Below are 19,321 nucleotides of genomic sequence, written 5' to 3' on the forward strand. Positions count from 1 at the left end.
GTTCGCGGCGGCGGTGACCGTGGCCGCCGCCGCGAAGAGCAGCGCCAGCAGCACGGCCGTGCCCGCGACCCAGTACGTACGGGGGATCGCGCGGCTCACTTCGCCGTCAGCCCGTTCGTGCAGGCGGCGCCCGGCTCGGGGGTCTGCTCGCCCTGCACGTACTTGGTGAAGAACTGCTTGACCCGCGGGTCGTCCGCGCTGTCCACGGTCAGCTGCTTGCCCCACGCGCTGAGCATGATCGCGCCGGTCTGCTCCTTGACCGGGCTCATCAGGGTGTAGGGGGTCTTGCCGACCGTCGCGGCGAGCTTGTCCACCTCGCCCGCGGCCGCCTTGTCGCTGTACGTCACCCACACCGCGCCGTGCTCCAGCGAGTGGACGGCGTTCACCTCGGGCACGGGCGTCTTGTAGACGTCGCCGTCGCAGTTCATCCAGCGGGGGTGGTGGTCGCCGCCGACGGGCGGGTTCATCTCGTACTTCACCGGGGTCTCGACGTGGTTGCGGCCGAGCTTCTTCACGTCCCACAGCTGCTCGCCGTCGACCGGCTTCTTGCGGATCTCCTCCGCCTCCTTGCGCAGCTGCTCGGCGGCCTGCTGCTTGCGCTTCTCGTCCTGCTTCTGGTCGATCAGCACCCAGGCGCCGAAGCCGACGAGACCGCCGACGATCAGGGTGGAGAGGGTGATCGCGATGGCCTTGTTGCGCCGCTCGCGGGCCTTCTCGGCGCGGCGCATCTCGGCTATGCGGGCCTGGCGGGAGCTCGGGTCCGCGGCCTGGTTCAGGTGCTGGTTCTGGTTCTGGGGGGTCCTGCTGGTCTTGCCGGCCATGTGCCTGGTTCCTTCGGAAGAATGGGGGGTGGACGGAACGCAAAACCGGACCCGTCAGGTCCGCAGCACCTGGAGGACATGCAGGTCGGGGGCCCGGGCCAGCGGCGCGGGCGCCCGGACCGGGCCCGCCCCGCCCGCGGGCGCGGCGGTCGGCGCGCCGCCGCCCGCCAGGGTCACGGGCGGCGGGGGTACGGGCAGCACCGCGGGCGGCACGTGCGCGCGCGGGGCGCAGCCGGGCAGGTCGTACGGGGACACGCAGACGGCGCGGGCCGCGCCGTGGGCCGGACCGGTGGCCCGTACCTCGGCGGAGCCGGTGTGCGGTTCGCCCGGACGCGCGCAGAGGAACAGCGCGCCCGCGAGCACCACGAGCGCCCCGAGCCCGCTCAGCAGGACGGCACGCCGGAGCGGGGAACGTCTCCGACGCCCCCGCCGCGTGTGCTCCCGGCCCCCCATGGGCGCAGATGGTAATGCTCATGACCGGGCCGAGGTCAGTGCGGGGGTGCCGCGAGCTTTGCGGTGTGCGTAATGTGGCGGAAACCACCACGGGCGATACTGGGCCGGCCCGACTGCGCCCCGACCCTCCAGGCGGTGGTGCACAGGCCGTCTGAACTGCGAGGATGAAGGCATGGACAAGCAGCAGGAATTCGTCCTCCGGACGCTTGAGGAGCGGGACATCCGCTTCGTGCGCCTGTGGTTCACCGACGTACTGGGCTTCCTCAAGTCCGTCGCGGTCGCCCCCGCGGAGCTTGAGCAGGCGTTCGACGAGGGCATCGGCTTCGACGGCTCCGCGATCGAGGGCTTCGCGCGCGTCTACGAGTCCGACATGATCGCCAAGCCGGACCCGGGGACCTTCCAGATACTGCCGTGGCGCGCCGAGGCGCCGGGGACGGCCCGGATGTTCTGCGACATCCTCATGCCGGACGGCTCCCCGTCCTTCGCGGACCCGCGCTTCGTCCTCAAGCGGATCCTCGCCAAGACCTCCGACCTGGGCTTCACCTTCTACACCCACCCGGAGATCGAGTTCTTCCTGCTGAAGGACAAGCCGCTGGACGGCTCCCGCCCGGTGCCCGCCGACAACTCCGGCTACTTCGACCACACCCCGCAGAACGTGGGCATGGACTTCCGCCGCCAGGCGATCACCATGCTCGAATCGATGGGCATCTCGGTGGAGTTCAGCCACCACGAGGGCGCCCCGGGCCAGCAGGAGATCGACCTCCGCTACGCCGACGCCCTCTCCACGGCCGACAACATCATGACCTTCCGCCTGGTCATGAAGCAGGTCGCCCTGGAACAGGGCGTCCAGGCCACCTTCATGCCGAAGCCCTTCTCGGAGTACCCGGGTTCGGGCATGCACACCCACCTCTCCCTCTTCGAGGGCGACCGCAACGCCTTCTACGAGTCGGGCGCCGAGTACCAGCTCTCGAAGGTCGGCCGCTCCTTCATCGCGGGCCTGCTGCGGCACGCGGCGGAGACGGCGGCGGTCACCAACCAGTGGGTGAACTCCTACAAGCGCATCTGGGGCGGCTCCTCGCGCAGCGCCGGCGCGGGCGGCGAGGCCCCGTCGTACATCTGCTGGGGCCACAACAACCGCTCGGCGCTGATCCGCGTCCCGATGTACAAGCCGGGCAAGACGGGCTCGTCGCGGGTGGAGGTCCGCTCGATCGACTCGGGCGCCAATCCGTACCTCACGTACGCCGTCCTCCTCGCGGCGGGCCTCAAGGGCATCGAGGAGGGCTACGAACTCCCCGCGGGCGCGGACGACGACGTCTGGGCCCTCTCGGACTCGGAACGCCGCGCGATGGGCATCGAACCCCTCCCGCAGAACCTGGGCGAGGCCATCTCCCTGATGGAACGCAGCGAACTGGTGGCGGAAACCCTGGGCGAACACGTCTTCGACTTCTTCCTGCGCAACAAGAAGCAGGAGTGGGAGGAATACCGCTCGGAGGTAACGGCCTTCGAACTCCGCAAAAACCTCCCGGTCCTCTGACCCCCACCCCAGCACCACCCCGGGCCGCCGGCACCCAGCCGCCGGCCCGGAGTCGTTTCTCCGGGTCCGGGTCGGCCGACTCCCGCGTGGCAGGGCCTGAGGGGGCGTGGGGGAGGGGCGTGTGGGGGAGGAACGATACTGCTGCGGGCATTGGAGTGACATGGCGTTCCCGGGCGGGGGGTTCGGGTGTTGGACCGGCCGACGCGCACTTCGACCAGCGCGTCGTGTCACGGATCCTTAGGGGAGTCATGCGTATTCGTTCTGCTGTCACCGCGTCCGTCCTGGCCGCCGGCATCCTGCTCGGCGGGGCCGGCGCCGCCCTGGCCAACGACGGGGTCGACATCGACTACTTCTCCGGCGGCCGCGCGGGCTTCTCGTCCGAGTGCTCCACGCTCGCCGCGGTCCCCAGCAACCGCCCGGCCTTCTCCGGCCCGATCTACACCTCGACCTGCGCCAAGGACGGCGAGTTCGAGTGGGCCAAGGGCCACCACCTGGGCGCCTGACCCGGGCGGCTCGCGTCCCGGGGGCGGAACGGCAGGCTTGTCGCTGCCGGGCCGCCCCCGTGGCGTTTCCGCCCCAGCCCCCGCCCCCGCCCTCGCCCCCCGCAGCATCAGACCCCTCAGCGGACCGCGCGGTGCCAGGTGGGGCGCGCCGGGGTGGACGGGGTGGTGGAGGTGTGGAGTTCGGCGTCCAGGCCGAGGACCGTCGTCGTGGTGGTGCCGGACGGTTCGAGTACCGCCGAGGGGGCTCCCGCGAAGAGCATCCCGGACTCCGCCCACGCCGGCGGGCCGCCCAGGCCCGAGGTGCTGACCGTACCGCTGTCCGCGCGCCCCGCCACATGGCGGCCCGCCGCGCCGACCGCGCCGTAGCCCGCGCGGCCGCCCGCCTCCGTGACGCTGGAGACCTGTGGCCGGGCCGCCGCGCCCGCCGTGACCAGGGCCGTACGGACCACCCCCGAGTCGGGGCGGCGGAAGTACAGCCGGACGCCCGCGCCGTCCGGGGAGGCCGAGAGCGGGACCGTGGTCGCGGGCAGGCCCGTGGGCTCCGGGCCGCGCAGCGGGCTGTCGGCGGCGGACTGGGTCCAGGCCAGGACCGAGGTCGTCGTCGTGGCGTACACGTGGTGGCGGCCGGCGGAGTCCACCGCCGTCACCGGGTCCCCCTGGAGGTCCTCGCCGCCCAGCCGCTGCCAGGGCGAGAAGCCGCCGTCCGGCTGCTGCGCGCTGGCGCGCAGGGTGCGGCGCGCGTCGCGTACGTACACGGTGAGGCGGCCGCGGGCGTCGACGGCGGCGGCCGGGGCGCTGATCGCCGAGGTGCCCTCCTCGTCCGTGCGCTCCGGGGTGCCGAGGGACTGCCAGGGCCCGAACGGGCCGTTCGGCGCGGACTGGACGGCGTACACGATCTCGCGCCGGTACTCCGGCGAGGCGGGGCTCAGGGTGGTGCGGGTGGCGAGGACGCCGACCGTGCCGCCGGGGAGGCGGACGGCGGTCGCGCCGGGGTCGATGCCGGTGCCGGGGAGGAGGTTCGGGCCCTGCCAGACGCCGGAGGAGTCGCGGGTCCAGTACCCCATCTGCCCGTCGAGCGCGGCGAAGGCCCAGAGCCGGCCGGCGGTGCCCTCCGTCAGCCAGGAGGTGCTGTCGGCGCGGGTGTAGCGCAGGGACTGCGCCCAGTTGCGGCCGGTCGGATTGCCCGCGACCTTGCGGTCGCCGCAGCCGGACGGGCTGCCGCAGTAGTCCTGGCGGTCCTGCCAGGCGTAGGTGCGCAGGTAGTCGGTCTTGGCCTCGGCGGTCTGCGGGTCCAGGGAGTGCGGCAGGGTGCTGTTGTGGTAGCCGAGGTAGTTCTGCACCGTGAAGTGCGGGCGGCGCTGGACGCGGGCGGCGTAGGCGGCGGTGCCGGCCTGGACGAAGCGGGCGCCGTACATGTGGTCCTGGTGGTCGGTGTAGCGGCCGTTGTCGCCGTAGCGGCCGGGGGTGGGGTCCTGCATGCGGACGGTGGTCGGCCGGTACTGCTCCAGGATCCCGGCTATCGCCTGGACGAGCTGGTCCTTCGTGTACGAGAACGGCTGCTTGACCGGGGTTCCGGAGGTGAGCTGGGAGTTCAGGGCGTGTATCCGGCCGTTCCAAAGGCCGCGCAGGCTGTCGGGGGTGTCGCCGCCGGTGCTGCGGGCCTCGCGGAGCATCAGCCAGACCAGGTGCACCTGGGGTTCGGCGAGCAGTACGTCGACCTCGGCGCGGCCGCCGCCCGCGGTGGGCAGGACGGTGCGCTTCCACGCGCTGGTGCGGTCGCCGGTGGCCATCTGGGCGTAGGCGGAGCGGATGCCGTTCTGGCGGGCCTCGGCGTAGTGGGCGTGGTCGGCGGGCTGTTCGGGGTCCTTGGCGGCTCCGCCGCCGGCCTCGTTGCGGCCGTCGGCCTCGCCGGAGGTGAGGTAGGCGGTGGTGACCTGGGTGCCGGAGCGCAGGGAGCGGCTGAGGTCGGGGTTCATGAAGAAGAGGTCGTCGTCGGGGTGCGCGACGATCTGCACGACGGAGCCCGCGGTGACGCTGGCGGGCAGGACGGCGGGCTTCTTCTCCTGGCCGGCCTCGGCGGCGGTCTGCTGGCCGGTGGCCACGGACAGCACACCGGTGGCGCCGGCGCCGGCGGCCACCACGGCGAGCAGGACCGCGAAGCGGCGTCGGGTCACGGGCATCGGGCTTCGCCTTGCGTTCGGTCCGGGGGCGGGGGGAAATCCCGCCGAGCGGTGGGGAAGAGGCCCGAACGGGTGGTTTGGTTCACCCGTGAGGGTGAATGGGGGGCGCGAGATATGGAGTCGGCCGGTCCGGTTGCTGCCTGACCGGCGGGCGGCCGCCTCGGCGGGGCGAACCGGAGCGCCGGCGCCGGGCGGTTGAGGCCGGCTCGCGGTGCACGGGCCGTACGGGGGCTGCCGCGGCTGCGGCAACCGGTGCGCTGCGCGCGGCGGTTGGGGGCGGGGGCGGTGCGGGCCTGGGGCGGGGGTGCCTTCGGGTTGGCGGTGGCCGTACGGCTGCTGCGCGCGTGCGCCGGCCTGGCTGCGCCGGCCCCGGCGGGGGGTGTCCCTCCGGCTGCGGCGGCCCCGCCGGGTGTACCCACCGGGCTGCGCCAACCGGGCTGTGCCCGTCACTGGGCTGCGCGGGCCGCACCCGGGCGGTGTCCGCCCGCTGGGCGGTGCTCACGTCCCGCCGACGGCTGCGCCCCTCACGGCGCAGGGGGTGTCCAGGCCCGGCGGGCAGAGCCCACCGGGCGGTCTGTCCACGTTCCGCCGGAGGCTGTGCCCGCCTCCGCGCGGGCGGTGTCCAGGCCGGGGCGGGCGGAGCCCACGGGGCGGTGTGTTCACGTGCCGCCGGAGGTTGTGCCTGCCGCCGCGTGGGCGGTGCCCAGGCCCGGGCGGGTAGAGCCCACCGGGCGGGTGTGCCCACGTGCCGCCGGAGGCTGCGCCGGTCGCCGTGCAGGCGGTGCCCCAGGCGGGCAGAGCCCACTGGGCTGTGTGGCAACGTCCCGCCGACGGCCGCGCCGACCGCCGTGCGGGCGGTGTCCGAGCCGGGCGGGCGAGCCCACCGGGCGGTGTGTTCACGTCCCCCCGACGGCTGCGCCCGCCGCCGTGCAGGCTGTGCCGAGGGGCGTGTGGGCGGTGTGTCCACGTCCCGCCGACGGCTGCGCCCGCCGCCGTGCAGGCTGTGCCGAGGGTCGTGCGGGCTGGGGGCGGGCCGTCAGGGCGGGCGGCGGGGGGATGGCGGCGCAGGTCGTTTCTGTCGCGCGGCGGTTTTCCCTGATGGTTCGTCGGCGGGCGTCAGTCCGACGTGCCTCCGGAGACGTGCACGTGCGCGGAGTCGTGCTCCTCGAAGCGGATGCCGACGCTCAGGTAGTCGGCGTTGCCGTTGTCGGTTCCGTCCGCGGGGGCGGCGGGGCGCGCGCACAGGTCGGCGTTCACGCAGTCGCTGTTGACCCGTGCGTCCGGGTACGTGCTGCGCAGCCACGCCTCCGCCTCCGTTCGCGAGGTCTGGAAGTGGATGTTGTACCAAGTCGTCTGCCACTGCCCCCTCGTGCACTTCTTGTTCCGCGCGGTCTCAGGGGGAGGGGTGGCGTGAAGGAAGCGGACGGCCTCGCCGCAGGCGGTCGGAGCCTTTCCGTCCATTTCCTGGTCGGCCCCGTGGAGCCACCATCCGACGAGGGCCAGGAAGGTCACCACCCCTCCGGCCGAGAGCCAGAGGACGGTCCTCTTGCGTTGTGTGGACAAGGAAAACCCCTCGTGGAACGATCACTGAACATGTTCAAAGATGCGTCCCGGACATTATCGGTTCCCCATCACGCCCGGTCGAACGGCAAAAACCCGGGTCGACGGAGCGGCGGTCCGCCCGTGGGGGCCGGCGCCCCGGCGACCCCCGGCCCGGTATCCCTTCCGGCCACCCCCGCACCCGGCGTCCCACCCCCCGGACAGCCCCCGTAGCTTCCGCGCTCTCGCCGGATAGGCTCGGGCAGGTGAGACCGGGCGGCGGCGCCGCGTAAAGCGACGCTGCGGAAAGCGGCACAGCGGCACAGCGGCGCAGCAGCGCGGTGTGCCCCGACCGGCGGTGACGAGTGCAGGAGGTGGCGGGATGGTGGTCCCGGGGCGGCGGAGCAGCACGTTCATCCGGCTGCTTCGCAGCGGGTTCACCGATCCCTCGGCCGCCGCGCGGCTGCTCGACGCCGAGGCGATGGCCTCCGTACGGGCCGATCCCGTGCTGCTCGACGCGCTCGGCGCGACCGCCGATCCCGATCTGGCGCTGCGCGGGCTCGTCCGGCTGGCCGAGGCGCAGCCCGAGCGGGAGCGGCCCGGGCTGCTCGACACGCTCATCAGCGCCAAGCCCCTGCGGGACCGCCTCCTCGGCGTGCTCGGCGCCTCCGAGGCGCTCGGGGACCACCTCGCCCGGCACCCCCGCGACTGGCTCGACCTCGTCACCTACGAGGCCGTCGACCTGCATCCCGGCCTGCCCGAGTTCGAGCAGGGGCTCGCGGACGCGCACGACCCCGTCGCCCTGCGCGTCGCGTACCGCCGCTGCCTGCTCTCCATCGCCGCCCGCGACGTCTGCGGCACCATCGACGTCGCCCAGACCGCCGCCGAGCTGGCCGACCTCGCCACCGCCACCCTCCGCGCCGCCCTGCGGATCGCCTCCGCCGCCGCCCCCGAGGACGCGGCCCGCTGCCGGCTCGCGGTCATCGCCATGGGCAAGTGCGGCGGCAACGAGCTGAATTACGTATCCGATGTCGATGTGATCTTCGTGGCGGAGGCCGTCGGCGCCGAGGCCGGCGGGGCCGACGAGGCCAAGGCGCTCCAGGCCGCCACCCGCCTCGCCTCGCACCTGATGCGGATCTGCTCCGAGACCACCGTCGAGGGCACCATCTGGCCCGTCGACGCCAACCTCCGCCCCGAGGGCCGCAACGGCCCCCTCGTCCGCACCCTCGCCTCCCACCTGGCCTACTACCAGCGCTGGGCCAAGACCTGGGAGTTCCAGGCCCTCCTCAAGGCCCGCGCCGTGGCCGGCGACGCCGCGCTCGGCGCCGACTACATCGCCGCCACAGGGCCCCTGGTCTGGCAGGCCGCCGAGCGCGAGAACTTCGTGGCCGACGTGCAGAAGATGCGCCGCCGCGTCGTCGACAACATCCCCGCCGCCCAGGTCGACCGCGAGCTGAAACTCGGCCCCGGCGGCCTGCGCGACGTCGAGTTCGCCGTCCAGCTGCTCCAGCTCGTGCACGGCCGAAGCGACGCCACCCTGCACTCCGGCACCACCCTCGACGCCCTGCACGCCCTCGCCGCCGGCGGCTACGTCGGCCGCGCCGACGCCTCCCAGCTGCACGACGCGTACCGCTTCCTGCGCCTCATGGAGCACCGCATCCAGCTCTACCGGCTGCGCCGCACCCACCTCGTCCCCGAGGACGAGGCCGACCTGCGCCGCCTCGGCCGCTCCATGGGCCTGCGCACCGAACCGGTGGCCGAGCTGAACAAGGCATGGCGCCGGCACGCCTCCGTCGTGCGCCGCCTGCACGAGAAGCTGTTCTACCGGCCGCTGCTCGACGCCGTCGCCCAGCTCGCCCCCGGCGAGACCAGGCTCTCCCCGCGCGCCGCCGGCCAGCGCCTCGAAGCCCTCGGCTACGCCGACCCCGTCGCCGCCCTGCGCCACCTCGAAGCCCTCGCCTCCGGCGTCACCCGCAAGGCCGCGATCCAGCGCACGCTGCTGCCCGTACTGCTCGGCTGGTTCGCGGACTCCGCCGATCCGGACGCCGGCCTGCTGAACTTCCGCAAGGTCTCCGACGCCCTCGGCAAGACCCCCTGGTACCTGCGCCTGCTGCGCGACGAGGGCGCCGCCGCCGAGAACCTGGCCCGCGTCCTGTCCGCCGGGCGCCTCGCCCCCGACCTGCTGCTGCGCGCGCCCGAAGCGGTGGCCCTGCTCGGCGATCCCGAGGGACTGCAGCCCCGTACGCACGAGGCGCTGCGGCAGGAGGTGCTGGCCGCCGTCGGGCGCGCCGAGACCCCCGAGACCGCCGTCGCCGCCGCGCGCGGGGTGCGCCGGCGCGAGCTGTTCCGTACGGCCGCCGCCGACATCATCGGCGCGTACGGTACGGAGGACAGCCCGGCCGAGGAGGACCACGGAGCCCTGGTCGACCGGGTCGGCGGCGCCGTCTCCGACCTCACCGCCGCGACCGTCGCCGGCGCCCTGCGCGCCGCCGTGCAGTCCCACTTCGGCGACACCCTGCCGACACGCTTCGCCGTCATCGGCGTCGGCCGCTTCGGCGGGCACGAGCTCGGCTACGGATCCGACGCGGACGTGCTCTTCGTCCACGAGCCCCGCGAGGGCGTCGACGAGCAGGAAGCGGCCAAGGCCGCCCAGACGGTCATCGCGGAGATGCGCCGGCTGCTCCAGCTGCCCACCGCCGACCCGCCGCTGCTCATCGACGCCGACCTGCGCCCCGAGGGCCGCTCCGGCCCGCTCGTGCGCACCCTGGCCTCCTACGCCGCCTACTACCGGCGCTGGTCCCTGACCTGGGAGAGCCAGGCCCTGCTGCGCGCGGAGCCGGTGGCGGGCGAGGAGGAACTGGGCCGCCGCTTCATCGAGCTGATCGACCCGCTGCGCTATCCCGTCGAGGGCCTGGGCGACGACGCGGTACGCGAGATCCGGCGGCTGAAAGCGCGGATGGAGTCGGAGCGGCTGCCGCGCGGCGCGGACCCCACCCTGCACACCAAGCTCGGCCGCGGCGGGCTCAGCGACGTGGAGTGGACCGTCCAGCTGATGCAGATGCGGCACGCCTGGGCGGAGCCGGGGCTGCGCACCACCCGTACCCGCGAGGCCCTGGCCGCGGCGCACGCGGCCGGGCTGATCCCGACCGACGAGGCGCGGATCCTGGACGAGGCGTGGGTACTGGCCACGCGGGTGCGCAACGCCGTGATGCTGGTCCGCGGCCGGGCCGGCGACACCTTCCCGGCGGAGGCCCGTGAACTGGCCGCGGTGGGCCGCTACCTGGGCTACGCGGAGGGCACGGCGGGCGAGATGCTGGACGACTACCGCCGCATCACGCGGCGCGCCCGCGCGGTGGTGGAGGAGCTGTTCTACGGGGGGTAGCCGGGCCGGAGTCGGCTGCTACGACGCGGCGGGCCGCGGGACCCCTGGGGGTGCCGCGGCCCGCTCGGCGTGGGGCGGTGAGGTCAGCGGGAGGCGCCGAACGCCTGCGTCCAGTAGTTGTTCGGCTGGGCGAGGCCGATGCCGATCTCCTTGAAGGAGCAGTTCAGGATGTTCTGCCGGTGGCCGGGGCTGTTCATCCAGCCGTCCATGACCGCCTTGGGGGAGCCGTAGCCGTAGGCGACGTTCTCGCCGTAGGTGCTCCACGTGTATCCGGCGCGGGTGATGCGCTGGCCCGGGTCGGAACCGTCGGATCCGGTGTGGGACATGTTGCTGTGGGATGCCATGTCGGCGCTGTGGTCCTGCGCGGCCTGCGTGAGCTTCGCGTTCAGCGTGACGGCCGGGCAGCCTGCGGCGGCGCGCTCCTGGTTGACCAGCGCGAGGACCTCGGCGGCGGCACCCGTGGCGGGCGCGGCGGAGGGCTTCACGGGCGCGGGCGCGGGGGCGCTCGCCTGCGGCTTCTTGGTGGCCACCGGCGGCTTCGCGGGCTTCCGCGCGGGCTGCGGCTGCGGGGCGGGCTGCTGCGCGGGCTCCTGCGCCGGGGCCTCGGAGGTCTGTACGACGGGCTGCGCGGGCGCGGCCGGGTCGCCCGGGGCGGCTTCGGCGGGGCCGGCCGGGCCGGCGGGCGGCGCGCTCGGCAGCGGGGCCTCGGCGGCGGGCGGGGTGGCGGGGGCCGCCTGGTTCGCGTACCGCCAGGGGTTGTGCTCCTGCCGGCTCGCGGTGGGGGTGCGGCCGCCGTCGCCCGAGTCGAAACAGGCCATGGCGGCGGTGGGCACACCCACGATTCCGAGGGCGCTGACGGCTATGACGATTTTCCGGTACTGCTTCTTCTTCCGATGCTTCTGCATGCGTGACCTCATTCGGTGATCGCGAAGCTTCCGGCGCCGGAACTGCGACGACGCCGGAGGAGCGGCCATTCTTAAAAGCCCGTGAACGGCCTGGCAAGTTTCCGATTCCGCTCTGGCCTGCGCATTCGGCACCCGGCTTGAAACGGGGGGAGGAACGTGCTTGGTCACGATCCGATCACTTCCGCAACCGGCTGAGGGGTTCTCAGAAACGGCCGTGACCTGGGCGGTCGGCGGCGGGGTGAGCGGTAGCGGGGATTCCGTTCCCGTAGGTGAGGGGAATGTCGATTCCAAAACGGACAAATATCGAAATGTCGACGGGTTTGGCTGCCCTAAGGGGGTGGACATGCCGTCTGCCGCCGAGTGAGGCATGTCACGTTTCCGCGCCGGAACCGTTCGCGTGAGCTGGCATGATCGCGGGGCGAGGAGGAGGCGAACGATGTCGTTCGAGGAAAGCGTGCGGGCCCATCCGGCGAAGTATTTCGGCGTGGGGAGGGACAGCCCGGAACTCCCGACGGAAATTCTCCAGCGGGTGGTGGAGGACGCCCTGCACCACCCCGGCGACGGAACGCACGGGCGCATCGTGGTCGAGATCGCCTCGGATCTCTGTTTCACGGTGCGGGACGACCGCCCGCCCGCGGCCGGCGAAGGGGGAACACCCCGCCCCGCTTTCCACGATTCCCGCCGCGCCCCCGCGGCGGCGGCCGCGCTCAGTACCCGTACGGTGGTCGAGGTCCGGCGGCAAGGCCGCGGCCACCGCCGGGAACTGGCGGGCACGGTACCGGCCGGCGCCCCGGAGGAGTTCCCGGCGCCCGGCGACCCGGACGGCACCCGGACCACCTTCCACCTGGACCCCGCGTACATCGCCCCGGGCGAGGCCATCGCCTGGGCCCTGCGGCCGGAGGAGCTGCACGCCGGGCACTGCCGGGTGCCTCTCGCCCCGGCGGATCTGGTGATCCACGATCTCCGCGCGGACGACGCGCCCCCACGTCCACCGCGCCCGCGTAACCTCGTTACGCATGAGCAGCTTTGAGGAGATCAACGGCGTCCCGGTCCTGCTGTGCGCCCCCGAGGGCGAACCGATCGCGAGCGAGGCGGACGCCGTGGACCTGGTCGGCAACGCGGCCTGGGGCGGCGCGCGCTGGGTCGTCGTCCCCGTGGAACGCCTCGGTGAGGACTTCTTCCGGCTGCGCACGAAGCTGGCCGGCGACATCATCCAGAAGTTCGCGAACTACCGCGTGGGCCTGGTCGTCCTGGGCGACATCTCCCCCCATACGGAGACGAGTTCCCCCCTGCGGGACTTCGTCCGCGAATGCAACCGAGGCACCCAGACCTGGTTCCTCCCGAACCTCAAGGACCTGGAAACCCGCCTGACCGCCTGAGCCCGCTGAGCCCTACGCGCTGCCGCGGGCCCTCCGGTCCGCCGCCACCGTGTCGTGGCAGACGCAGGGGTGGGGGACGACGTGGGCGTTGGCGATGTACAGGAGGAGGGCGCCGTCCTCGGGGCATTGGAGGGCTACCGAGATCCGGTGTGCCGCCGTGCCGTTCTCCGTGAGGGCGAAGGCGGCGGCCGCGTCGAACCCGCCGCCCTCGGGTCCGCACAGCTCGCACGCGAGCGCCCGCACCTCGACCCCGCCGCCGGCCGGCTCGGGTGGAGTGGCGGCCCGTGCGAGGGCCAGCAGGTCCGCATGGCCGGGCGCGGGCCCGCCCTCGCGCGCGATCCAGGTCATCGCACCCGGGTCACGCGCGGGTGCGGAAGCGGTTGAGGAGGTCGGAGGCCGGGTGGGGGCCCACCGGGAGGGGGTGGCGGGGGAGGCGGTGGGGGAGGGAGCCGTACCAGGTGCGGGAGACCGTGTAACCGAAGGCCAGGCAGATCATGCCGCCCACCGCGTCGAGCCAGAAGTGGTTGGCGGTGGCCACGATGACGACCAGGGTGGCCGTCGGGTAGAGCAGGCCCAGGATGCGGGCCCAGGGGGCGGTGGCGACCGCGAAGATCGTCAGGCCGCACCAGAGCGACCACCCTATGTGCATGGACGGCATCGCCGCGTACTGGTTCGACATGTGCTTGAGGTTGCCGGAGGCCATCGAGCCCCAGGTGTGGTGCACCAGCACGGTGTCGATGAAGTTCTGCCCGTTCATGAGCCGGGGCGGCGCGAGCGGATAGAAGTAGTAGCCGACCAGCGCGACGCCCGTGGTGGCGAAGAGGACCATGCGCGTGGCGGCGTACCGCCCGGGATGGAAACGGTAGATCCAGACGAGGACGCCGATGGTCACGACGAAGTGGAGCGTGGCGTAGTAGTAGTTCATGCCGACGATCAGCCACGTCACGGAGTTGACGGCGTGATTGACCGACTGCTCCACGGCGATGCCGAGGGAGCGCTCGACGCCCCAGATCCAGTCGGCGTTCGCGAGGGCGACCGCCTTCTGCTCGGGCACGGCGTTGCGGATCAGCGAGTACGTCCAGTAGCTGATCGCGATGAGCAGGATCTCGAACCAGATGCTCGGGCGGCGCGGGAGCCGGAGCCGGGCGATCAGGGCGCGGTCGGGGCCCGGGCGGGTCTCCGCCTCGACCTCTGTGGGTGAGGAGACAGCCGTCCGGGTTTCCAGTGTCTTCACGCTCGATTCACCCATGGGGAGAGAGTCTGCCAGATGCCTTCCCGCCTCCGATCATCCCGCGGGACTGTCTTCGGCGCAGCCGGTCAGTCTCAGGTACGAGACGTACTAGACCTCGCCCGTACGGGAGGGCTCGCGGTGGCGGCCGCGGCCCGAGGCGGTGGAGCCCCGTACGACGAGCTCCGGCAGGAAGACGAACTCGCTGTGCGGGGCCGGCGTACCGCCGATCTCCTCCAGCAGGGTGCGGACCGCGGCCTGCCCCATCGCCTGGACCGGCTGGCGGATGGTGGTCAGGGGCGGGTCGGTGAAGGCTATGAGGGGGGAGTCGTCGAAGCCGACGACGGACACGTCCCGCGGGACCTGGAGGCCCTGCTGGCGGGCGGCGCGGATGGCGCCGAGGGCCATCATGTCGCTGGCGCACACGACGGCCGTGCAGCCGCGGGCGATGAGGGCGGAGGCGGCGGCCTGGCCGCCCTCCAGGGTGTAGAGGGAGTGCTGGATCAGCTGCTCGATCTCGGCTTCGGAGAGGCCGAGGCGTTCCTTCATGCCGATCCGGAAGCCCTCGATCTTGCGCAGGACGGGCACGAAGCGCTTCGGGCCGACGGCGAGGCCGATACGGGTGTGGCCGAGGGCCGTGAGGTGGGTGACGGCGAGCTGCATCGCGGCGCGGTCGTCGGGGGAGACGAAGGGGGCCTGGACCTTGTCCGAGAAACCGTTGATGAGGACGAACGGGACGCCCTGGCCGCGGAGTTGGTCGTAGCGGGCGGTGTCGGCGGTGGTGTCGGCGTGCAGGCCGGAGACGAAGATGATGCCGGAGACGCCGCGGTCGACCAGCATCTCGGTGAGCTCGTCCTCGGTGGAGCCGCCGGGGGTCTGGGTGGCGAGCACCGGGGTGTAGCCCTGGCGGGTCAGGGCCTGGCCGATGACCTGGGCGAGGGCGGGGAAGATCGGGTTGTCCAGCTCGGGGGTGATCAGGCCGACGAGGCCCGCGCTGCGCTGGCGCAGGCGTACGGGGCGCTCGTAGCCGAGGACGTCGAGCGCGGCCAGTACGGATTCGCGGGTGCCGGCGGCCACACCGGGCTTGCCGTTGAGCACGCGGCTGACTGTGGCTTCGCTGACCCCCGCCTGGGCTGCGATGTCGGCTAGCCGTGCGGTCACGGGATTGGACTCTACCGGTCGGCGGTGCACGGAGGAACCGTGGTGCGGGGCGGCAGTGGGGGCTGGGGTGGGGGCTGGCGGGTCACGGGACCCACCAGGTGCAGGAGTCGGCGGGGAGGCGGACGGTACGGCCGTCCGTCTCGACGGGGGCGCTGGAGAGTACGGGGCGGCCGGGCGCGGGCAGTTCGACGGGCTCGGGGCGGGTGTTGACGGTGCAGGCGAAGCCGGGGCGGGTGAAGAGGAGGACTCCGTCGGGGGCGGGCTCCCAGTGCATGCCGCGGGGGTCGGCGGGGTTCCCGGCCTCGGGGGCACCGAGGCCGGGGAGGGCGCGGCGGAGTTCGAGGGCGGCGCGGTAGAGCTCCAGCGTGGAGTGGGGGTCGCCGGTCTGCGCGGCGACACTGAGCGCGGCCCAGCCGGCCGGCTGGGGCAGCCAGCTCCCTCCGGCCCCGAACCCGTAGGGCGGCTCGCCCCCCTCCCACGGCAACGGCACCCGGCACCCGTCCCGCATCCCGTCCTGCCCGTCCGCCTCCGGCGCGGCGTGCGGGTGATCGACGCCGCGGCCGGTCACTCCGACCTCCGGCCGGGGGGTGCGCGCCTCGGGCGCGGGGGCACGCCCGGCGGCGTGACCGCCCTCGGCTTCGGCCGCCGGCCGGGGGGAGGTGTTGAGGCCGCCCTCCGGGGCGGGGTACGTCGAGACGGTGATCGACAGCAGGGGTGTTCCCGGCGCGGGCGCGGTGGCGCATGCCTCGGTTCGGGCGGCCGGTTCGTACGCGGGCGTCAGGTGTGCCGCAGGCACGAGCTCCGGCTCCGCGAGGCACAGCCCGGCCTCCGGCCCGGTGGCGGCTGGGGCCTGCCCGTGCGCCTCCGGCGCGGGGCGCGGGCCCGGAGTGGCCTCCGGCCCCGCCCCGGGCTGCCGCCCGGCGGTGGCCAGGGCCCGGCCGTCCGCCTCCGGCGTGGGGTGCGGCCATGGCGCGGGCTCCGCCTCCGGCGCTGTGCCGGGCAGCGGCCCGGTGGTGGCCGTGCTCGGGCTGTCCGCCTCCGGCGCGATGCGCGGGCCGGGTGCCTGCCCGGCGGCCTGACCGCCCTCCGGCCAGGAAGGGGCCCCGTCCCGGCGGGTGTCCACCTCCGGCGCGGGGTGGGGTTCGGGCGCGCGCCCGGCGCTGGCCAGGGCCCGGCCGTTCGCCTCCGGCGCCGGGCGCGGGCCGGGCGCGGCCGCAGGTTCCGGCTCCGGGATGGCGGGGTTCGGGCGTGGCCCGTTCGCCTCCGGTGCCGGGCGGGGGCTCGGCGGGGTCGTGGGCTGCGCCTCCGGCGTCGGCTCCGCCTCCGGGCGCGGGCTCGGCGTGGTTTCGGTCCTCGCCTTCGGCTCGGACGGGCCTCGGCGGCCGCGGCGGAAGGCGGGGTCCTGGCGGGTGGTCGGGGGGAGGTCCAGGACCTCCGGGAGGCCCAGTTCTTCGCCCTGGTAGAGGTAGGCCGAGCCGGGGAGGGCGAGCATCAGGAGGGCTGCCGCACGGGCTCGGGAGAGGCCCTGGGGGCCGTCGCCGTAGCGGGTCACGTGGCGGACCACGTCGTGGTTGGAGAGGACCCACGTGGTGGGGGCGCCCACGGAGGTCGTGGCGGAGAGGGACTCGTCGATGACCGTGCGGATGGCGTCCGGGGCCCAGGGGCAGGTCAGGAAGCGGAAGTTGAACGCCTGGTGGAGTTCGTCCGGGCGGACGTACAGGGCGAGGCGTTCCGAGGTCGGGGCCCAGGCTTCCGCGACGCCGATGCGCGCGCCCTCGTACGAGTCGAGCAGGCGGCGCCACGCGCGGTGGATCTCGTGGACGCCGTCCTGGTCGAAGAACGGCAGCGGCTCGCTGCCGATCAGGGTGGCCTGCGCGCCCCGGCCGATGTCCGGCAGCCCCTCGGCCTTGACCATGCCGTGGGCGACGTCGATCCGGAAGCCGTCGACGCCCAGGTCGAGCCAGAAGCGGAGGACGGAGTCGAACTCCGCCGCGACCTCCGGGCAGGTCCAGTCCAGGTCCGGCTGCTCCGGGGCGAAGAGGTGGAGGTACCAGTCCCCGTCCGCCACCCGCGTCCACGCCGGCCCGCCGAAGATCGACTCCCAGTCGTTCGGCGGGAGAGCCCCGTCCGCCCCCCGCCCCCGCCGGAACAGGTACCGCTCCCGCGCCCCCGGCTCCCCGGCGAGCGCCGCCAGGAACCACGGGTGCCGCTCCGAGGTGTGGTTCGGGACCACGTCCACGATGACCCGCAGCCCCAGCGCGTGCGCCGCCCGCACCAGCTCCTCCGCGTCGGCGAGGTCCCCGAAGAGCGGGTCGACGGCCCGGTAGTCGGCGACGTCGTAGCCGCCGTCCGCCTGCGGGGAGACGTAGAAGGGGGTCAGCCACACGGCGTCGACCCCGAGGCGGGCGAGGTGGGGGAGGCGGGAGCGGACCCCGCGCAGGTCACCGATCCCGTCGCCGTCGCTGTCGGCGAAGGAACGCACGTACACCTGGTAGATGACGGCATCGCGCCACCAGTCACCGCTCGCAGTCGTCGGGTTGCTGTAAGCGCTTGCAAGGCCGACGGCCGTCGACTCATGGGTCATATCGGGGTCAACGCCGCGGCACGCCCCCTGGTTGCGGGCCCGGGCAGTCGAAGGTGACTCGAACTAACAGCAAGCTGCGGCAACCGTCCGGACACACGGATGTAACGATCAGCGTCGCTTGCAGAAAGTTTGCGCAAGGTCTTTCGGTCCTCTTTCAGTCTTGTTACGTTCCTGGCAACTCGGGACCGCGAGGGCGCGGCCGGGATCATCGAAGGAGTTCATATGCGGCGTGGCATAGCGGCCACCGCGCTGGTCGCGGCCCTGGCGCTCGCGGCGACGGCTTGCGGCGGTGACGACAAGGGCGACGGCCAGACCAAGGCCGGCGGCGAGCTTTCCGGCACGGTCACGTGGTGGGACACCTCGAACGACGCCGAGAAGGCCAGCTTCCAGAAGATCGCCGAGGCGTTCACCGCGAAGCACCCGAAGGTCACCGTCAAGTACGTCAACGTCCCGTACGGCGACGCCCAGAACAAGGTCAAGAACGCCTTCAGCAGCGGTTCCGACGCCCCCGACGTGATCCGCGCCGACGTCGGCTGGGTCGCGGACTTCGCCTCCCTCGGCTACCTCGACGAGGTCCCGGCCGAGACCGCGAAGAAGATCGACGCCGAATTCCTCCCGCAGGCCGCGGCGAGCGGCAAGTACGAGGGCAAGACCTACGCCGTGCCGCAGGTCATCGACACCCTCGGCCTCTTCTACAACAAGAAGATGCTCGCCGACGCCGGCGTCCAGCCGCCCACCACCCTGGAGGAGGTGAAGACGGCTGCCGCCGCCATCAAGGCCAAGAGCGGCAAGGCCGGCCTCTACCTCCGCGGCGACGACTCCTACTGGTTCCTCCCCCTCATCTACGGCGAGGGCGGCGACCTCGTCGACGCGAAGAACAAGACGGTCACCGTCGACAACGAGGCGGGCGTCAAGGCGTTCAGGACCGCCCGCGAGCTGGTCACCTCCGGCGCCGCGGTCACCAACGCCACCGACGGCTGGACCAACATGCAGACGGCCTTCAAGTCCGGCGAGGCCGCCATGATGATCAACGGCCCGTGGGCCGTCGCCGACACCTACGCCGGTGACCAGTTCAAGGACAAGGCCAACCTCGGCGTCGCCGCCGTCCCGGCCGGCTCGGCCAAGGCCGGTGCCCCGCAGGGCGGCCACGACCTCGGCGTCTACGCCGGCTCGAAGAACCTCGACGCCGCGCACGCCTTCGTCGAGTACATGACCTCGCAGGAGGTCCAGGTGCAGTCCGCCAAGGAGCTGAGCCTGCTGCCGACCCGTACCGCCGCCTACGAGCAGCCGGACGTCAAGAGCAGCGAGATGGTCCAGTTCTTCAAGCCGGCCGTCGACAAGGCCGTCGAGCGCGCCTGGATCCCGGAGAACGGCTCCCTCTTCGAGCCGCTGAAGGTCGAATACACCAAGGCGATCACCGGGGCGTCGAGCCCGGAGGACGCGGCCAAGGCGGCCGGCGTCGAGTTCCGCAAGATCCTCAAGGGCTGGAAGTAACTCAACCATGGCTGCTGACACCAGCCAGTCGGTGGTGAAGGCCGCGGACGGCGGAGTCGGGAACACCCGGGCAAGGTCGTCGGCGACCCGAGCCTGTACGAGCAGATCACCCACGTCGTCTACGGCCTCTTCGGCTTCGAGGGCCCCGTGGACTACGC

The 19,321-nt window shown here is 73.3% G+C and carries 15 protein-coding genes; 6 read left to right on the forward strand and 9 right to left on the reverse strand.

Going from position 1 to position 19,321, the window contains the following annotated elements; translation table 11 throughout:
- Positions 1-95 precede the first annotated feature (95 nt).
- Complete coding sequence (locus ABZ873_RS30805; protein ID WP_360878996.1) at positions 96-728, reverse strand: DUF3105 domain-containing protein; 633 nt, start codon at positions 726-728, stop codon at positions 96-98.
- A gap of 147 nt (positions 729-875) precedes the next feature.
- Positions 876-1,274, reverse strand: a complete 399-nt coding sequence (locus ABZ873_RS30810; protein WP_360878956.1) for a hypothetical protein — start codon at positions 1,272-1,274, stop codon at positions 876-878.
- Positions 1,275-1,446: 172 nt separating this feature from the next.
- On the opposite strand from ABZ873_RS30810, the gene ABZ873_RS30815 reads away from it, so the two are divergent.
- Both ABZ873_RS30815 and ABZ873_RS30820 read left to right on the forward strand, forming a co-directional pair.
- Positions 1,447-2,808, forward strand: coding sequence for a glutamine synthetase family protein (locus ABZ873_RS30815; protein WP_360878959.1), 1,362 nt, complete (start codon positions 1,447-1,449; stop codon positions 2,806-2,808).
- 248 nt (positions 2,809-3,056) lie between these two features.
- Entirely contained in the window at positions 3,057-3,311 is a 255-nt protein-coding gene (locus ABZ873_RS30820; RefSeq protein ID WP_360878961.1) for a hypothetical protein, read from the forward strand.
- 116 nt (positions 3,312-3,427) lie between these two features.
- Here the strand turns inward: ABZ873_RS30820 and ABZ873_RS30825 are convergent, their stop codons facing one another.
- The gene (locus tag ABZ873_RS30825) at positions 3,428-5,491 is read right to left on the reverse strand and encodes a PIG-L family deacetylase (protein ID WP_360878964.1); all 2,064 of its coding nucleotides are present in this window, start codon (positions 5,489-5,491) and stop codon (positions 3,428-3,430) included.
- 1,116 nt (positions 5,492-6,607) lie between these two features.
- A complete protein-coding gene (locus tag ABZ873_RS30830) occupies positions 6,608-7,054 on the reverse strand; it encodes a hypothetical protein (RefSeq protein ID WP_360878967.1) in 447 nt (148 codons plus the stop codon).
- A gap of 358 nt (positions 7,055-7,412) precedes the next feature.
- Here ABZ873_RS30830 and ABZ873_RS30835 point away from each other — a divergent pair, with 358 nt between their 5' ends.
- On the forward strand, positions 7,413-10,412 hold the full coding sequence (locus ABZ873_RS30835; RefSeq protein ID WP_360878970.1) for a bifunctional [glutamine synthetase] adenylyltransferase/[glutamine synthetase]-adenylyl-L-tyrosine phosphorylase: 3,000 nt from the start codon (positions 7,413-7,415) through the stop codon (positions 10,410-10,412).
- Between the two features lie 83 nt (positions 10,413-10,495).
- Here the strand turns inward: ABZ873_RS30835 and ABZ873_RS30840 are convergent, their stop codons facing one another.
- A complete protein-coding gene (locus ABZ873_RS30840; protein ID WP_360878973.1) occupies positions 10,496-11,317 on the reverse strand; it encodes a CAP domain-containing protein in 822 nt (273 codons plus the stop codon).
- 436 nt (positions 11,318-11,753) lie between these two features.
- Here ABZ873_RS30840 and ABZ873_RS30845 point away from each other — a divergent pair, with 436 nt between their 5' ends.
- Positions 11,754-12,347: a hypothetical protein gene (locus tag ABZ873_RS30845; RefSeq protein WP_360878976.1), complete on the forward strand. Its 594-nt coding sequence runs from the start codon at positions 11,754-11,756 to the stop codon at positions 12,345-12,347.
- On the forward strand, positions 12,334-12,696 hold the full coding sequence (locus ABZ873_RS30850; RefSeq protein WP_360878978.1) for a DUF4180 domain-containing protein: 363 nt from the start codon (positions 12,334-12,336) through the stop codon (positions 12,694-12,696). Before ABZ873_RS30845 ends, ABZ873_RS30850 begins: the two co-directional genes overlap by 14 nt.
- Positions 12,697-12,708: 12 nt before the next feature.
- On the opposite strand, the gene ABZ873_RS30855 is transcribed toward ABZ873_RS30850, so the two are convergent.
- The 4 genes from ABZ873_RS30855 to ABZ873_RS30870 form a co-directional block, all read right to left on the reverse strand.
- Positions 12,709-13,044 carry a hypothetical protein gene (locus ABZ873_RS30855; protein ID WP_360878981.1) on the reverse strand — a complete coding sequence of 112 codons (336 nt, stop codon included), beginning with the start codon at positions 13,042-13,044 and terminating at the stop codon, positions 12,709-12,711.
- A gap of 10 nt (positions 13,045-13,054) precedes the next feature.
- Positions 13,055-13,945 carry a phosphatase PAP2 family protein gene (locus tag ABZ873_RS30860; RefSeq protein WP_360878984.1) on the reverse strand — a complete coding sequence of 297 codons (891 nt, stop codon included), beginning with the start codon at positions 13,943-13,945 and terminating at the stop codon, positions 13,055-13,057.
- 90 nt (positions 13,946-14,035) lie between these two features.
- Entirely contained in the window at positions 14,036-15,085 is a 1,050-nt protein-coding gene (locus tag ABZ873_RS30865) for a LacI family DNA-binding transcriptional regulator (RefSeq protein WP_360878987.1), read from the reverse strand.
- Positions 15,086-15,167: 82 nt separating this feature from the next.
- A complete protein-coding gene (locus tag ABZ873_RS30870; protein ID WP_360878990.1) occupies positions 15,168-17,669 on the reverse strand; it encodes an alpha-amylase family glycosyl hydrolase in 2,502 nt (833 codons plus the stop codon).
- A 222-nt stretch (positions 17,670-17,891) separates the two neighbouring features.
- Here ABZ873_RS30870 and ABZ873_RS30875 point away from each other — a divergent pair, with 222 nt between their 5' ends.
- Positions 17,892-19,163, forward strand: coding sequence for an extracellular solute-binding protein (locus tag ABZ873_RS30875; RefSeq protein ID WP_360878993.1), 1,272 nt, complete (start codon positions 17,892-17,894; stop codon positions 19,161-19,163).
- Positions 19,164-19,321 lie beyond the last annotated feature (158 nt).

Source organism: Streptomyces sp. NPDC047014 (assembly GCF_040644195.1).
Classification (GTDB): Bacteria; Actinomycetota; Actinomycetes; order Streptomycetales; family Streptomycetaceae; genus Streptomyces.

Coding starts and splice junctions, on each gene's coding strand:
- ABZ873_RS30805 (WP_360878996.1), bottom strand. CDS start 728: ATGCGCCGCGCCGAGAAGGCCCGCGAGCGGCGCAACAAGGCCATCGCG.
- ABZ873_RS30810 (WP_360878956.1), bottom strand. CDS start 1,274: ATGGGGGGCCGGGAGCACACGCGGCGGGGGCGTCGGAGACGTTCCCCG.
- ABZ873_RS30815 (WP_360878959.1), top strand. CDS start 1,447: ATGGACAAGCAGCAGGAATTCGTCCTCCGGACGCTTGAGGAGCGGGAC.
- ABZ873_RS30820 (WP_360878961.1), top strand. CDS start 3,057: ATGCGTATTCGTTCTGCTGTCACCGCGTCCGTCCTGGCCGCCGGCATC.
- ABZ873_RS30825 (WP_360878964.1), bottom strand. CDS start 5,491: ATGCCCGTGACCCGACGCCGCTTCGCGGTCCTGCTCGCCGTGGTGGCC.
- ABZ873_RS30835 (WP_360878970.1), top strand. CDS start 7,413: ATGGTGGTCCCGGGGCGGCGGAGCAGCACGTTCATCCGGCTGCTTCGC.
- ABZ873_RS30840 (WP_360878973.1), bottom strand. CDS start 11,317: ATGCAGAAGCATCGGAAGAAGAAGCAGTACCGGAAAATCGTCATAGCC.
- ABZ873_RS30845 (WP_360878976.1), top strand. CDS start 11,754: ATGTCGTTCGAGGAAAGCGTGCGGGCCCATCCGGCGAAGTATTTCGGC.
- ABZ873_RS30850 (WP_360878978.1), top strand. CDS start 12,334: ATGAGCAGCTTTGAGGAGATCAACGGCGTCCCGGTCCTGCTGTGCGCC.
- ABZ873_RS30855 (WP_360878981.1), bottom strand. CDS start 13,044: ATGACCTGGATCGCGCGCGAGGGCGGGCCCGCGCCCGGCCATGCGGAC.
- ABZ873_RS30860 (WP_360878984.1), bottom strand. CDS start 13,945: ATGGGTGAATCGAGCGTGAAGACACTGGAAACCCGGACGGCTGTCTCC.
- ABZ873_RS30870 (WP_360878990.1), bottom strand. CDS start 17,669: ATGACCCATGAGTCGACGGCCGTCGGCCTTGCAAGCGCTTACAGCAAC.
- ABZ873_RS30875 (WP_360878993.1), top strand. CDS start 17,892: ATGCGGCGTGGCATAGCGGCCACCGCGCTGGTCGCGGCCCTGGCGCTC.